This window comes from Aminobacter aganoensis (genome assembly GCF_014206975.1).
GTDB lineage: Bacteria > Pseudomonadota > Alphaproteobacteria > Rhizobiales > Rhizobiaceae > Aminobacter > Aminobacter aganoensis.
Genome location: NZ_JACHOU010000003.1, coordinates 580,751 through 596,348 on the forward strand (window position 1 = coordinate 580,751; position 15,598 = coordinate 596,348).

General features: G+C 64.1%; 12 protein-coding genes. 9 read left to right on the forward strand and 3 right to left on the reverse strand.

Translation table 11 applies throughout. From position 1 onward, the window contains the following. The first annotated feature begins 223 nt into the window (after positions 1–223). From GGR00_RS10470 to GGR00_RS10500, 7 genes are all read left to right on the forward strand, one after another. The gene (locus GGR00_RS10470; RefSeq protein ID WP_184699405.1) at positions 224–2,020 is read left to right on the forward strand and encodes an acyl-CoA dehydrogenase; all 1,797 of its coding nucleotides are present in this window, start codon (positions 224–226) and stop codon (positions 2,018–2,020) included. A 63-nt stretch (positions 2,021–2,083) separates the two neighbouring features. Beyond that, a complete protein-coding gene (locus GGR00_RS10475; protein ID WP_184699406.1) occupies positions 2,084–3,256 on the forward strand; it encodes an acyl-CoA dehydrogenase family protein in 1,173 nt (390 codons plus the stop codon). Positions 3,257–3,286: 30 nt separating this feature from the next. Continuing rightward, complete coding sequence (locus GGR00_RS10480; protein ID WP_184699407.1) at positions 3,287–4,495, forward strand: acetyl-CoA C-acetyltransferase; 1,209 nt, start codon at positions 3,287–3,289, stop codon at positions 4,493–4,495. Positions 4,496–4,517: 22 nt separating this feature from the next. Continuing rightward, positions 4,518–6,737, forward strand: coding sequence for a 3-hydroxyacyl-CoA dehydrogenase NAD-binding domain-containing protein (locus GGR00_RS10485; protein WP_184699408.1), 2,220 nt, complete (start codon positions 4,518–4,520; stop codon positions 6,735–6,737). 7 nt (positions 6,738–6,744) lie between these two features. Continuing rightward, complete coding sequence (locus GGR00_RS10490; RefSeq protein WP_055971085.1) at positions 6,745–7,293, forward strand: thioesterase family protein; 549 nt, start codon at positions 6,745–6,747, stop codon at positions 7,291–7,293. 97 nt (positions 7,294–7,390) lie between these two features. Continuing rightward, on the forward strand, positions 7,391–8,041 hold the full coding sequence (locus GGR00_RS10495; RefSeq protein WP_055971082.1) for a S24 family peptidase: 651 nt from the start codon (positions 7,391–7,393) through the stop codon (positions 8,039–8,041). 5 nt (positions 8,042–8,046) lie between these two features. Beyond that, entirely contained in the window at positions 8,047–8,868 is an 822-nt protein-coding gene (locus GGR00_RS10500; RefSeq protein ID WP_055971079.1) for a thermonuclease family protein, read from the forward strand. A gap of 329 nt (positions 8,869–9,197) precedes the next feature. On the opposite strand, the gene GGR00_RS10505 is transcribed toward GGR00_RS10500, so the two are convergent. Continuing rightward, a complete protein-coding gene (locus tag GGR00_RS10505; RefSeq protein WP_055971076.1) occupies positions 9,198–10,847 on the reverse strand; it encodes a lysine--tRNA ligase in 1,650 nt (549 codons plus the stop codon). A gap of 159 nt (positions 10,848–11,006) precedes the next feature. Here GGR00_RS10505 and GGR00_RS10510 point away from each other — a divergent pair, with 159 nt between their 5' ends. Continuing rightward, on the forward strand, positions 11,007–11,420 hold the full coding sequence (locus GGR00_RS10510; protein WP_055971649.1) for a tellurite resistance TerB family protein: 414 nt from the start codon (positions 11,007–11,009) through the stop codon (positions 11,418–11,420). 9 nt (positions 11,421–11,429) lie between these two features. Here GGR00_RS10510 and GGR00_RS10515 read toward each other — a convergent pair whose 3' ends face one another. After that, on the reverse strand, positions 11,430–12,272 hold the full coding sequence (locus GGR00_RS10515; protein WP_055971073.1) for an ABC transporter substrate-binding protein: 843 nt from the start codon (positions 12,270–12,272) through the stop codon (positions 11,430–11,432). Between the two features lie 375 nt (positions 12,273–12,647). On the opposite strand from GGR00_RS10515, the gene GGR00_RS10520 reads away from it, so the two are divergent. Next, positions 12,648–14,588, forward strand: coding sequence for a glycosyltransferase family 2 protein (locus GGR00_RS10520; RefSeq protein WP_184699409.1), 1,941 nt, complete (start codon positions 12,648–12,650; stop codon positions 14,586–14,588). Positions 14,589–14,591: 3 nt separating this feature from the next. Here the strand turns inward: GGR00_RS10520 and ppk2 are convergent, their stop codons facing one another. Beyond that, positions 14,592–15,527, reverse strand: coding sequence for a polyphosphate kinase 2 (ppk2, locus tag GGR00_RS10525; protein WP_377864853.1), 936 nt, complete (start codon positions 15,525–15,527; stop codon positions 14,592–14,594). Positions 15,528–15,598 lie beyond the last annotated feature (71 nt).

The window sequence follows — 15,598 nt, forward strand, 5'->3', positions numbered from 1 at the left end:
TGAGCCGCTGCCGTGCTGGCGGGCCAGCTCGATTCTCCGGGCTCGGCTTCGGTTTTCCGGACATCGCCCGGTCACCGAGCGCACCGAAAAATCCATCGGAATGCGGATTCACAAAAATTGACGTTTACGCAAACGTCAATTTTTGCTAATCGGCGTTCGACAAGCGGTTCCCCGTCGCATACCGTCTGGCCGGAACCGGCATAAATTTGCTGGAGGATGAGCAATGCCGATATTCCGCGCGCCGGTCCAAGACACCCTTTTTGTGCTCAACGACGTGCTCGGCTACGAGCGCTACAGCAACCTCGCCGGCTTTTCCGACGCCAGCCCCGACGTGCTGGAGGCGATTCTCGCCGAGGGCGCCAAGCTCGCCGAAAACGTCATGCATCCGCTCAACCGCGTCGGCGACATGGAAGGCTGCGTCCGCAACGAAGACGGCACCGTGACCACGCCCAAGGGCTTCAAGGAAGCCTTCGACCAGTATCGCGAAGGCGGCTGGATGGGCCTCGCGGTGCCCGCCGAACATGGCGGCCAGGGCCTGCCCTACACGGTGCATTCGGCTGTCGGCGAGTACATGTCGGCGGCCAACATGGCGCTGATGATGTATCCCGGCCTGACCCAGGGCGCGATCGCCGCCCTGCTGGTCCACGGCAGCGACGAGCAGAAGGCGACCTGGTTGCCGAAGATGGTGGAGGGTGCCTGGACCGGCACCATGAACCTGACCGAGCCGCATTGCGGCACCGACCTTGGCCTGCTGCGCTCCAAGGCTGTGCCGAACGGCGACGGTTCCTACAAGATTTCTGGCCAGAAGATCTTTATCTCGGCCGGCGAGCACGACATGTCGGACAACATCGTCCACCTGGTGCTGGCCCGCATCGAGGGCGCGCCGGAAGGCGTGAAGGGCATCTCGCTGTTCATCGTGCCGAAGTTCAATCTCGACGCGTCGGGCAATCCCGGCACGCGCAATGCGGTGTCGTGCGGCTCGATCGAAGAGAAGATGGGCATCCACGGCAATTCGACCTGCGTCATGAACTATGACGAGGCCGAGGGCTTTCTGCTGGGCGAGGCCAATGGCGGCCTGAAGGCGATGTTCACGATGATGAACGAGGCTCGCCTCGGCGTCGGCCTGCAGGGCCTGGCGGTCTCCGAGGTCGCCTACCAGAACGCCGTCGCCTATGCCAAGGACCGTATCCAGGGCCGTTCGCTGACCGGCCCGAAGGCCCCCGACAAGAAGGCCGATCCGATCATCGTCCACCCCGACATCCGCCGCAAGCTGATGACCATGAAGGCCTTCAACGAGGCCGGCCGGGCGCTGGTGCTGTGGACCGCGATCAATTCCGACGTCGCCCACCGCTCCGAGGATGGCGCCGAGCGCCAGGCCGCCGACGACCACATGGGCCTGATGACGCCGGTGGTGAAGGGCGTGCTCACCGACAAGGGCTTCGAGCATGCGGTCATGGCGCAGCAGGTCTTCGGCGGCCACGGCTACATCGAAGAGCACGGCATGAGCCAGTTCGTGCGCGATGCCCGCATCGCCATGATCTACGAAGGCGCCAACGGCGTGCAGGCGCTCGACCTCGTCGGCCGCAAGCTCGGCCTCAATGGCGGCCGCGCCGTGCAGGCCTTCTTCAAGGAGGTCGGCGAGTTCTGCGAGGCCAATCGCGGCGACGAGCAGATGGCGCCCTACACCAAGGCACTGAAGAAAGGCCTCAACGACCTGCAGGCCGCCACCATGTGGCTGGTGCAGAACGGCATGAGCAATCCGGACAATGCCGGTGCCGCCTCGACCGACTACATGCACCTCTTCGGCCTTGTGGCGCTCGGCTACATGTGGGGCCGGATGGTCAAGACGGCGCAGGACAAGCTGGCGACCGGCGCCAACGGTTCGGCCGATTTCTACGAGACCAAGCTGGTCACCGGCCGCTACTTCATGGAGCGCGTCATGCCCGAGACCTCGGCGCATCTTGCGCGACTTTCGACCGGTTCGGCGACGATGATGGCACTGCCGGCCGAGGCGTTCTGAGGAGCGGGTACGGGCGGCGCCTTACGGCGCCCCTGTTTGCGGCGTCGAAACGCGGAGGAGCAAGTGGCGACAAATCCGACTGACGTTCTGGGACTGCCGAAACCCGCCTGGGCGGGCGAGGACGTCGGCATGCTCTACGACATGGCGCACCGCTTCATGTCGGAGGAAATCCTGCCGCATTACGACGCGTTCGAGAAGAACGAGATGGTCGACCGCTCGAGCTGGGAAAAGGCGGGCGCCGCAGGCCTGCTCTGCGCCTCGATGCCCGAGGAATATGGCGGCTCGGGCGGCACCTTCGCCCATGAGAGCGCCATCATCGAGGCGATCGGCCATGTCGGCGTCGACGGCTTCGGCATCGCGCTGCACAATTCGATCGTCGCTCCCTACATCCTCCACTACGGCTCGGAAGAGCAGAAGAAGAAGTGGCTGCCGAAGATGGCGACCGGCGAGCTGATCGGCGCCATCGCCATGACCGAGCCGGGTGCCGGCTCCGATCTGCAGGGCGTCAAGACGCGCGCCGAGAAGAACGGTAACCAATACCGCATCAACGGCTCCAAGACCTTCATCACCAACGGCCAGCACGCCAACCTGATCATTCTGGTGACCAAGACCGACCCGGCGCAGGGCGCCAAGGGCACCTCGCTGATCGTCGTCGAGACCGACGAGGTCGAGGGTTTCGAGCGCGGCCGCAACCTCGACAAGATCGGGCTGAAGGCGAACGACACATCCGAGCTGTTCTTCAACGACGTGCGCGTGCCGACCTCGAATCTGCTCGGGCAGGAAGAGGGGCAGGGCTTCGTCCAGCTGATGCAGCAGCTGCCGCAGGAGCGGCTGCAGATCGGCACCGGCGCGATCGCCATGATCGAGCGCGCGCTTGCCGAGACCATCGACTACGTCAAGGAGCGCAAGGCCTTCGGCAAGGCGATCCTCGATTTCCAGAACACCCAGTTCAAGCTGGCCGAGCTCAAGACCGAGGCGACGATCGGCCGCGTCTTCTACAATGATTGCGTTGCCCGTCATATTTCCGGCGGGCTCGACCCGGTAACTGCGTCGATGGCCAAGTATTGGCTGTCGGACCTGCAGTGCAAGATCGTCGACGAGTGCCTGCAGCTGTTCGGCGGCTATGGCTATATGAATGAATACCCGATCGCCCGCATGTTCCGCGACGCCCGCGTGCAGCGCATCTATGGCGGTACCAACGAGATCATGAAGTTGCTGATCGCCCGCTCGCTCTGAGCCGCGATCCGGAAACCAAGGAGCAGAAAAATGGCTGACGCTTTTGTCTATGACGCCGTGCGCACGCCGCGCGGCAAGGGCAAGAAGGACGGATCGCTGCATGAAGTGCCGGCGGTGCGTCTCGGCGCCAAGGTGCTGGAAGCGCTGCGCGACCGCAATGGGCTCGACACCGCCCAGGTCGACGACATCATCTTCGGCTGCGTCGACCCGGTCGGCGAGGCAGGCTCGGTGATCCCGCGCTCGGCCGCCTTCGAGGCCGGCTACGACAACAAGGCGCCGGGCATGCAGATATCGCGCTTCTGCGCTTCCGGCCTCGACGCCATCAACTTCGGTGCGGCCAAGATCGCCCAGGGCGCGGACGAGATCGTGATTGCCGGCGGTGTCGAGTCGATGTCGCGCGTCGGCATGGGCATGTCGGGCGGCGCCTGGTTCATGGACCCCTCGGTCGGCATGCCGGCCTGGTTCATGCCGCAGGGCGTTTCGGCCGACCTGATCGCCACCAAATACGGCTTCTCCCGCGATGACGTCGACGGCTACGCGGTGGAGAGCCAGAAGCGCGCCGCAAAGGCGTGGGAGAAGGGCTACTTCAAGAAGTCGGTCGTGCCGGTCAAGGACCAGAACGGCCTGATCATCCTCGACCATGACGAGCACATGCGCCCGACCACCGACATGCAGTCGCTCGGCCAGCTCAACCCGTCTTTCGTCATCCCCGGCGAGATGGGCGGCTTCGACGCGATCGCCGTCCAGCGCTACCCGGAACTGGAAGAGATCAACCACGTCCACCACGCCGGCAACTCGTCCGGCATCGTCGATGGTGCTGCCGCCGTTCTGCTCGGTTCCAAGAAGGCCGGCAAGGCGCTCGGCATCAAGCCGCGTGCGCGCATCCGCGCCTTCTCCAACATCGGCTCCGAGCCGGCGATGATGCTGACCGGCCCGGTCGACGTCACCGAGAAGCTGCTCAAGCGCGCCAAGATGAAGCTCTCCGACATCGACCTGTTCGAGCTCAACGAGGCGTTTGCTTCCGTGGTGCTGCGCTACATGCAGGCTTTCGACATCCCGCATGACAGGATCAACGTCAATGGCGGCGCCATCGCCATGGGCCACCCGCTGGGCGCCACCGGCGCGATGATCTTCGGCACCGTGCTCGACGAACTCGAGCGCCGCGATCTGAACACTGCTCTCGTCACACTCTGCATCGGCGCCGGCATGGGCACCGCAACGATCATCGAACGCGTTTGATTTCGGCCGGAAGGAGACAGACATGACCTACACCAACTTCACGGTCGAAACCGATGCCGATGGCATCGCGCTCGTCACCTGGAACATGCCCGACCGCTCGATGAACGTCTTCACCGAAGAGGTGATGGGCGAGCTCGACAAGATCATCGACCAGGTCGTCGCCGACGCCGGCATCAAGGGGGCCGTCATCACCTCCGGCAAGGAGACTTTCTCCGGCGGTGCCGACCTGACCATGCTGCAGAAGATGCTGAAGCTCTACGCCAAGGAAAAGGCCAAGGACGCAGACAAGGCGGCCAAGCTTCTGTTCGACAACGCCGGCCGCATGGGCGCGCTGTGGCGCAAGCTCGAAACCTCGGGCAAGCCTTGGGTATCGGCGATCAACGGCACTTGCATGGGCGGCGCCTTCGAGCTCTCGCTCGCCTGCCACGGCCGCGTCGCGGCGGACTCGGACAAGGTCAAGATGGCCCTGCCGGAAGTAAAGGTCGGCATCTTCCCGGGCGCCGGCGGCACCCAGCGCGTGCCGAGGCTCGCCGACCCGCAGTCGGCGCTGCAGATGCTGACCTCGGGCCAGACGCTGACGCCGCAAAAGGCGAAGGGCATGAACCTGATCCACGCCGTGGTCGAGCCGAAGAAGCTGATCGAGACCGCCAAGGGGATGATCAGGAACGGCCTGAAGCCGGTCCAGCCATGGGATGAGAAGGGCTTCAAGCTGCCGGGTGGCCCCGTCTATTCGGCCGCGGGCGCCAATCTCTGGCCGCCGGCGATCGCCATCCTGCGCCGCGAGACCTATGGCAACTACCCGGCCGCGACCGCGATCCTGAAATGCGTCTATGAGGGCCTGCTGGTGCCGTTCGACACCGGCCTGCGCATCGAGCAGCGCTACTTCACCGAGATCATGCAGACCAGGGAAGCAGCGGCGATGATCCGCTCGCTGTTCGTGTCGCTGCAGGAGTTGAACAAGGGCGCCCGCCGCCCCGAGGGCATCACTGACACCAAGTTCAAGAAGATCGGCATCATCGGCGCCGGCTTCATGGGCGCCGGCATCGCCTATGTCACGGCCAAGGCCGGCATCCCGGTGGTGCTTGTCGACCGCGACCAGGAAGCAGCCGACAAGGGCAAGGCGCATTCCGACAGCCTGATCTCCGACCAGGTCAAGAAGGGCCGGGCCAAGCCCGAGGAGCGCGACAAGCTTTTGTCGCTGATCACGCCTTCCGCCGACTATGCCGATCTCGCCGGCTGCGACCTCGTGGTCGAGGCGGTGTTCGAGGATTCGGAAGTCAAGAAGGCGACGACCGAGAAGGCGGAAGCCGTGCTCAAGTCGTCGTCGGTGTTTGCCTCCAACACCTCGACCATTCCGATCACCTCGCTTGGCAAGAATTCGGCCCGGCCGAAGAACTTCATCGGCATCCACTTCTTCTCGCCGGTCGACAAGATGATGCTGGTCGAGATCATCATGGGCAAGAAGACCGGCGACAAGGCGCTTGCGGTGGCGATGGACTTCGTCCGCGCCATCAAGAAGACACCGATTGTCGTCAACGACACGCGCGGCTTCTACGTCAATCGCTGCGTGCTGCGCTACATGTCGGAAGCCTTCAAGATGCTGATCGAAGGCGTGCCGGCGGCGATGATCGAAAATGCCGCCAAGGCTGCCGGCATGCCGGTCGGGCCGCTGGCGCTGACCGACGAGACGGCCGTCGACCTCGCCCAGAAGATCATGAAGCAGACCATCCGCGATCTCGGCGAAAAGGCCGTCGATCCACGCCAGATGGCGCTGATCAACACCATGGTCGACAGCCATGGCCGCCTCGGCCGCAAGAACACCAAGGGCTTCTACGACTATCCGGCAAAGCCGGCAAAGAAGAAGCTGTGGCCCGGTCTCAAGGACCTCTATCCGCAGAAGGCGCCCGAGAACGTCGACGTCGAGGAACTCAAGCTGCGCCTGCTGTCGGTCATCGCGCTCGAAGCGGCGCGCGTGATGGAAGAGTGCATCGTCACCGACCCGCGCGAAGCGGATGTCGGCTCGATCCTCGCCTTCGGCTTTGCGCCCTACACCGGCGGTGCGCTGTCCTACATCGACGGCATCGGCGCCAAGAAGTTCGTCAAGATCGCCAAGGACCTGCAGAAGAAATACGGCGCCGAGTTCAAGGCTCCCAAGCTGCTCATCGACATGGCCGAAAAGGGCGACACCTTCTACCAGCGCTTCGATCCCTACGCGAAATCAGAGGAAAAGAAGGCGGCCTGAGGCGAGAATGTACGTCTGGGCAAGACTGGCACGCATGGCCGCGACGGCATCCCGTCGCGGCCCTTACCGTTTTGGCGATGAAGGCCGGCTGTCGTTCCGCTGCCTGCCGACCGACATCGACTTCAACATGCACCTCAACAATGCGCGCTACATGATGCTGGCCGATGTCGGCCGCATCGACATCTTCATGCGCTCCGGCCTGATCGAACTTGCCCGCAAGAAGCGCTGGGCGCCGATGCTGGGCGGTTTGCAGACAGTGTTCGTGCGCGAGATCAGGCTGTGGAAGCGCTTCGAGGTCGTCTCCTCGATCGAGACCTGGAGTGGCTCCGAGGTCATCGGCAAGCACCGCTTCGTGCTCGACAATGGCGAGACGGCGGCGCTGATCATGACCAGCGCCGGCGTCTACGACCGGACCAATCGCCGCTTCGTACAGATCGACGATCTGGTGGCCGAACTGGGCTATGACGGGGCGGCACCCCGTGACGTAAGCGAGGAAGAGCGCATCTTCATCGCTTCGCACAAGGGGCTGAGGACGTTGGCGAAATCCGAGCGCTGACGCTTCGGCTGCCGGTCCGGCGCATTGGCGGTGGACAATTGACGCTGGCGTGGTTAAATGCCGAAAGGTATTTTTTCCTGTGCCGAAGGGGAGCGCCATGCTCTCGCATGAACGTGTCTGGGCCGCGATCGACGCTCTTGCCGAGCGCTATTCGCTTTCGGCGTCGGGCCTCGCCAAGAAGGCCGGGCTCGACTCGACCGCGTTCAACAAATCCAAGCGCCAGTCCGTCGACGGCAGGCCGCGCTGGCCTTCCACCGAGTCGCTGGCCAAGATCATCGACGCCACCAATTCTTCGCTCGAGGAGTTCCTTGGTTTTGTCGAGCCGGCGAAGGCAGCTGGCAAGGCGAGAGGCCGCGAGCAGGCTGCGGGCGTGCCGCTGCTTGGGTTCGCCCAGGCAGGCGCCGGCGGCTTCTTCGACGATGCCGGATTTCCGGCGGGCCAGGGGTGGGAACTGATCGAGCTTCCGGCGCGCGCCACGGACAGTTCCTACGCGCTCGAGGTGCAAGGCGACTCGATGCTGCCGCTCTACCGCAACGGCGACGTGCTGATCGTCGAACCGGGCGCGGCGGTGCGCAAGGGCGACCGCGTCGTGGTCAAGACGATCTCGGGCGAAGTCATGGCCAAGGTGCTGGAGCGCCAGACCCAAAGCGTGATCGACCTGGTGTCGCTGAATCCCGAGCACCCCAACAGGCGGTTCCAGGTTACCGAGGTCGAGTGGGTTGCCCGTATCGTCTGGGCGAGCCAGTAGGGTCGATGCGTCCCGCAGCCATAGCCATCGCCGCCGCCGGTTTCGGCATCGCCACCTTGCTTGTCACGCTGGGCGGGCAAAGGCTGGCGGCCATCGAGGCACCGTCCGTCGATGTCATCGACGAGGCCGACATCGAGGATGTCGCTCCGTCCGAAACGGAGAACACCGCCGCGATTGAAGCGGAGACCGAGCCACAGGCGTTGCCGACAGACACGAACGCTGCCGCGCGGCCGGTTGCGCCGGAGGATGTGGTGCCACCGCCGGTCGAGCAGGGCGGGCTGGTGCGCGAGGCGCCGCGCGCGCCGCTGAGCGAACTGAGCCTGGCCCTGCCGCCGAAGCCGAAGATGCCCGGCGACTGGGACGGCACGACGTTGTTCCGGCCGGTCGCCTCTGCCGCCGGCCTGATCGAGGCCAAGGGTTTCAGCGTGGCCATTTCGGGTGTGTCAGCCGTCGATACGAGCGAGACCTGTTCGTTCGAGGGCAAGGAGTGGAACTGCGGCGTGCGCGCGCGTACGGCGTTCCGCAGCTTCCTGCGCTCGCGTGCCGTGGTCTGCGATGTGCCGCCCGATGCGGAGCGCGGCGTCATCGTCGCCCGCTGCCGCGTCGGCAAGCAGGACGTCGGCGAATGGCTGGTCGCCAATGGCTGGGCCAGGGCAGATGCCGATGGCCCCTATGCCGAGGCGGGCCAGAAGGCCGAGACGGAGAAGAAGGGCATCTTCGGGGCTGCGCCGGAGCGCATTGAAATGACGCTGTCTCCGAGCGGGACGAGCCTGCCCGAGGTCGAGGCGCCGCCGGCGGAGCCAGCGGTCGAAGTGCCGGCACAATAGCTCAGGCGCGCCCGTGCAGGCACCGCTGTTTCACACGAGGTGACCGGCATCGCGGGCTGATCAGCCCTCATGGTGAGCCTGTCGAACCACGAGGGCGCCTGGCACCGGTTCGCGAGAAGGCACATTTCGCAGTAGCCGCTGATGAACTGCCCAGAGCTCTCAGGGAGAGCGTCAGCCGTAGAGACGTTGACGCCAGGCGCACTCGTGGTTCGACAGGCTCACCATGAGGGCTGTTGGAGCGTCTTCGCCGCGTGCCGCTGTTCGGTATGGCTTATCCCTTCTCCCCATCTGGGCGGGGAGGAGGGATAAGCCAAGAGATGATGCGCGGCTTACGCCGCCAGCTTGCCTTCCAGCGCGCTGCGGATCAGGGCGCGCGTTTCGGCGATGCCGTAGAGCGCCGCAAACGAGCCGAAGCGTGGACCGCGTTCCTGGCCGATCAGCACCTGGTAGATCATCTGGAAGAAGGCGCCCGACACGCCGGGTCCGCCTTCCGGGCTCTGCTTGGTGTGATCCTGGTAGCGCTCGATCTGGCGGGCGACGTTGAGCGAGACGTTCTGGATGGCTTCGCCGTCGGCACCGGCCGGCAGCGCGGCAAGCGCCCGGTCGAGGGTTTCCAGTGCCTGGTGCTCGACTTCGTCCGGCGCGCGGAACGTTTTCGTCGGCTTCACGAAATCGTCGAAGTAGCGGATGGCATAGCCGGTCAGCTTGTCGAGTTCGGGATGCGTCGCGGGCGTCACGCCGGGTGCGTGGCGCGAGATGAAGCCCCACAGCACGCCCTTGTCGTGCGCGTTGGAGGCGCTGACGAGGTTGAGAAGCATCGAGAACGGCACCGGCATGTCGACGACGGGCGGGTTGCCCGAGTGCATGTGCCAGACAGGGTTGCCCAGCCGCTCCTTCCACGCCTGGCGCGGATAGGCGGAGAGGAAGCTGTAATACTCGTCGACGGCCTTCGGGATGACGTCGAAATACAGTTTCTTGGCCTGGCGCGGCCGCTGGTACATGTAGAGGCCGAGGCTTTCGGTCGGCGCGTAGGTCAGCCACTCGTCGATGGTCAGGCCGTTGCCCTTCGACTTCGAGATTTTCTGGCCGTTTTCGTCGAGGAACAGCTCGTAGACGAAATGTTCCGGCGCACGCCCGCCCAGCAGGTTGCAGATGCGGTCGTAGATCACCGCATTGGTCTGGTGGTCCTTGCCGAACATCTCGAAGTCGACGTCGAGGGCTGCCCAGCGCATGCCGAAATCCGGCTTCCACTGCAGCTTGACCCTGCCGCCGGTGACCGACAGCGTGGTTTCGGTGCCCTCGTCGTCGAAGGTGATGGTGCCGGCCTTGGCGTCGACGTCCTTCATCGGCACGTAGAGCACGCGGCCGCTCTTCGGCGAGATCGGCAGGAACGGGCTGTAGGTCGCCTGGCGCTCTTCGCCGAGCGTCGGCAGCATGACGGCCATGATCTGCTCATAGCGCTCGGCGGCACGCAGCAGCATCGCGTCGAACCTGCCTGCCTTGTAATATTCGGTCGCGCTCGCGAACTCGTAGTCGAAGCCGAAGGTGTCGAGGAAGCGGCGCAGCATCGCGTTGTTGTGGTCGCCGAAGCTGGCGTAGTCGCCGCCGAACGGGTTCGGCACCGCCGTCAGCGGCTTGTGCAGGTGCGGCTCGAGGAAGGCGCGGTCGGGAACGTTCTCCGGAATCTTGCGCATCCCGTCCATGTCGTCGGAGAAGCACAGGAGCCTGGTCTTGACCTTGTCCTCGGTCAGAACGTGGAAGGCATGGCGCACCATCGTGGTGCGCGCCACTTCGCCGAAGGTGCCGATATGCGGCAGGCCCGAAGGACCATATCCTGTCTCGAACAGGACGGTCTCGGGAAAGCCGGATTTCTTGTAGCGCTCGACGATTTTCTTGGCTTCCTCGAACGGCCAGGCCTTGCTTTCGGCAGCGGCCGCGAGGATTTCCGGGTTGAGATCGATTGAGTTTGATCTCGTCATGTCGAGAGCCCTTTTTAGTTGGGCGGAAATTCCGCCAAAAGATGGCCATGCTCTATGCGCGCATGCCGCGGGCGTCAACGATTCCGGCCATTTTTCGTTGCGGGAGGGCCAGGGCGTTCCTAAGTTCGGGTGGCATTCAACCTCGTTCTGGAGAATTTCATGCCCATGCCGACCGCCCACGAGGCGTTGATCTACCTGATGGTCGTCACTTCCGCATCCGACCGCGACATGACCGATGTCGAATTGGCGCGGATCGGCGAGGTGGTCCGGACATGGCCGATCTTCCTGGACTTCGATGCCAAGCGCCTGATTGCGGTGGCCCAGGATTGCCAATTGCTGCTGCATGCCGAAAACGGCCTCGACGAAATTCTCGACACGGCCAGGCGGGTGATCCCGGAACGGCTGCACGAGACCGCCTATGCCGCTGCCTTCGAGGTTGCCTCCGTCGATCTGGAAATGCGCATGGAGGAGTTGCGCGTGCTGCAGCTTCTGCGCAAGCACCTCAGCGTCGATGCCCTGACGCTTGCGGCGATCGAGCGCGCCACCAAGGCGCGCCATCGCATGCTGACCTGATGGTGGCAGCTAGAAGAAGCTGACCGGGAAATACCTGAGATAGAGCTCGGCGAACGTGCCCTTTGCCGAGATCTCGTGCAGCGCATAGTCAAAGGCGTTTGCAAGGGCTGCATTGTCCGGCTTGGTCGCGATCGCCAGGCCGGTGCCGAGATATTCCGGTGCCAGGTAGGGGCCGCCGGCAAAGCGGCAGCAGCCGGCGGCATCCGTGCCGGCGAGCCAGAACGACAGGCGCATGCCGTCGCCGAAGCCGGCGTCCAGCTTGCCGTCCTTGAGGTCGGTGTTGAGCCAATCCGGCTTGGTGTAGGTGACGACCTTCACGCTGCCGAAATAGTCCCGGAGCACGCGTTCATGCGCCGAGCCGGCCAGCACGCCGACGCGCTTGCCCTGCAACTTTTCGACGAGCGGCTCGGTGACGGCTTGCGCCTTGCGCATGATGAAGCGCGCCGGGAACTGGAGATAGGGCCGCGAGAAAGCGTATTTTTCCCGCGTTGCAGCTGTCGCCGGCACGCCGGCGATAATCGCCTCGCCTTCGCCGGTAGCCAGCGCGCCGTCGAGTTCGGCCCAGGGCAAAGCCTGGATCTGGCATTTCTCGGCGATGCCGAGTTCGGCGCAGACGGCACGGGCGAGATCGACATGGAAACCCGACAGCCTGCCGTTCTTGTCGATGAAGTTGAAAGGCGGGAAGTCGGTCGTCGTCAGGAAACGCAACCGCGGCAGCGTCGACAGGTCGGGCTTCTGCAAGCGCTCCTTGCTGTCCCACAAGACAGGCACCTGCGGTTCGGCTGCCTGCGCCGGGCCGAAAAATGCCGCGAGCGAAAGCGCGAACGCAAGCAACTGCGGTGCGGGTTTCATGAATGCGCTCCGGCCCTGGCTGACGCGTTGCGGATGCGCTGCGCCCTGAAATGGTGGCAAGAGCTTTACCGCGGGAAACCTTCCACGCAAAGCGATTGTGCGGCCGTGCAAGAGGCGGCAGCTGAATTTCAACATACATATATCCAAGTATATTGAGAAAGGCAGTCTCACCCGTTTGGAGCATAGCCTCGATGGTTGCGATATGCATTATTGCCGCGGGGTTAGTTGCAGCACTGGGGATGTTGCAATGAGACTGGACCGGTCGCCGCGGGGGGGATGCACAACGACGTGCAGGCTGCGTCAAGCAGTTGGTGCGGCTTGGTTCGATGACTATCGAAGTATCCAAATTTGCGGCTCGCAGGCCGTGGGTGCGTGATGGTTGCGACAGACTCCAGTCACGCAGCCATCCGCCCCTTTTTTTCTGCCGGATCATCCGTCGCCGAACAGACTTTTCTCGAAGCCAATAACAATGGGCTGAGCGTCTACGAACTTGCGCTGGCGAGCCTGCCGGAACTGCAGTCGGCGCTGGATCGGCTCGGGGTTTCGCACCGGATACGTCTCGCAACAGCTTCGCGCGCGGCCTTCCAGGGCACGACGTTCCAGACAGAATTGCTGGCATCCGGCGTGGTCACGGAGCAGGCCTATTTTGCGGCGATGGCCCGCGAGATCGGGGTCGAATTCCTGACCGCGATCGAGCCGCAAAAGCTGATGATGGACGACGAGGCCTGCTGGGCCCAGTTCCACCGCCGGGCCATGCATGCCAGGCTGTGCGAGGCGCCGGGGCGCCATACGGGGATCGTTGCGCCGGATCAGGCGGGCTGGTGCCTGCTGAAGCAGCATTGCGAAGGCAACCCGGATCTCCGATTGCGCATCAAGGTGGTGGCGCCGTCCAGGTTGCGGGAGGCCTTGCTGGAGCGCTCCCGCCCGATGCTGACGCGATTTGCCGTCGGCAATCTTCACGACAACAGGCCCGATTGTTCGGCGCGCAACGTGTTCTGGCCTTGGCAGACCTACAGCTTCGGCATGCTGACGGTGCTGTTGCCATTCGCCATGGTCACCGTGCCGATGCTGGCTCTGTTTGCCGTGCACCTTTTGCTGGTTTCCTTTTTCATTGCCTGTTCTGCCTTGCGCGCGATTGCTGCGATTGCCCGTCCGCCCGTCGTGCCGATGCCGATCTCGCTGCCGCTTTCGCCCGACCTGCCGGTCTATTCGGTGCTGGTCGCACTCTATCGCGAGGCCGAAGTCGTGCCCGACCTGCTCGTCGGGCTCGGCCTGCTGCAATGGCCGCGCAGCAAGATCGAGATCAAGCTGGTGTGCGAGGAAGACGACGCCGAAACCATTGCTGCGATCAGGGCCCACCCTTTGCGCGCCTGCGTCGAGGTCGTGCTGGTGCCGCCATCGCTGCCACGCACCAAGCCTAAGGCCCTGTCTTATGCGCTGCCGCTGACGCGCGGTGAACTGGTCGTGCTCTACGACGCCGAAGACAGGCCCCACCCGATGCAACTCGCCGAGGCCTGGCGACGCTTCGAGGCATCCGATCGCGAACTGGCATGCTTGCAGGCGCCGCTCGAGATCGCAAACCGGCGCGCCGGCCTGATCGCCAGCATGTTCGGCTTCGAATATGCGGCGCTGTTCCGTGGCCTTCTGCCCTGGCTCGCCCACAACCGGATCATGCTGCCTCTCGGCGGCACATCGAACCACTTCCGCCGCGACGTGCTCGAAGAGGTCGGCGGCTGGGACCCCTACAACGTCACCGAGGACGCCGACCTGGCGCTGCGCCTGGCCCGCCATGGCTACCGCTGCGAGACGCTGTCCTGCCCGACCCGAGAGGATGGTCCCGAAGACCTCGTTTCGTGGCACAACCAGCGCGTCCGCTGGTTCAAGGGCTGGATCCAGACCTGGCTGGTGCATATGCGCGAGCCGGGCGCGCTGGCATCGGAACTGCCGTTCGTGTCGTTTGTCGTCACGCAGATCCTGTTTGCCGGCATGGTGCTGTCGTCGCTGCTGCATCTCGTGCTGATCGCCATGCTGCTGGGGCTGGCAGTACAGGTGCTGTTCGACGTGCCGATGAGCCTGTGGCAGTCCTATCTCGTCGCCTTCGACATCATCAGCATCCTGCTCGGCTACGGTGCCTTCCTGTTCCTCGGCTGGCTGGTGCTCAAGCCCAGAGACCGGCGCGGCTTCTGGAAGCTGTGCCTGTTCACGCCGGTCTATTGGACGATGTTGTCATGGGCGGCATGGTGCGCGCTTTACGAGCTCTGGCGGCGTCCGCACCATTGGGCGAAGACGCCGCATCGCAAGGCCCGTGCATTTTGAGCTTCAATCCTTCAGGAATCGCAGGCCTTCGGCGATGATCTTGCCGTCGGGCCGGCCGATCTCGTCAAGGTCGCGGCCGTCATAGGTCAGCGCGCGCAGGATGTGGCGGATGACGGCGATGCGCCCGCGCCGCTTGTCGTTGGCCTGCACCACGATCCACGGCGCATGCTTGGTGTGGGTCTTGTCGACCATCAGTTCGATCGCCCTGGTGTAGTCGTCCCACTTGCTGATGCCGGCGATGTCCATCGGCGAGAACTTCCAGCTCTTCAGCGCGCTGTGGCGCCGGTCGTGGAAACGCTTGAGTTGCATCTCCTGGCTGATGTCGAGCCAGAACTTGAAGAAATGAATGCCCTCGTTGACGATCATCTGCTCGAAATGAGGGGTCTCGTCGAGAAATTGCCGGTGCTGCTCGGGCGTGCAGAAACCCATCACCGGCTCGACGCCGGCCCGGTTGTACCAGGAGCGGTCGAAGGTGACGAACTCGCCAGCCGTCGGAAACTGCTGGACGTAGCGCTGGTAGTACCATTGGCCGCGTTCGGTCTCGGTCGGCTTGGTCAGCGCGACGTTGCGCGCCGTGCGCGGGTTCATGTATTCGCGCACCGCCGAGATGGTGCCGCCCTTGCCGGCCGCGTCGCGACCCTCGAACAGCACCAGCACGCGCTTGCCTGTGGCCTGGAGCCAGGCCTGCAGCTTGACCAGTTCGACCTGCAGATGCTCGAGCGTCTGCTCGTATTCCTTTTGCGGCAGCTTGTCGTCGTAGGGGTAGTTGCCCGATTTCAGCGCCTTCTTGTCGATCCAGTCGGGAAGGTTGGGGTCGTTGATGTCGAAGGTGCGCTCGTCCTTGCCGATCTTGATTTCAACCGGGCCGGCTTTTGGCGCCGCATCGGCGGTCATCGCATGCCCTGCCTCGGCCTTCTTGCTTTCCTTGTCCTTTTTCATGGTCCCGGCACCTTTCCAGCTTGGCAAGTCATGCTATTGGGTGGCTAGGAAGCGGTCCAGAGGCTTCTTGA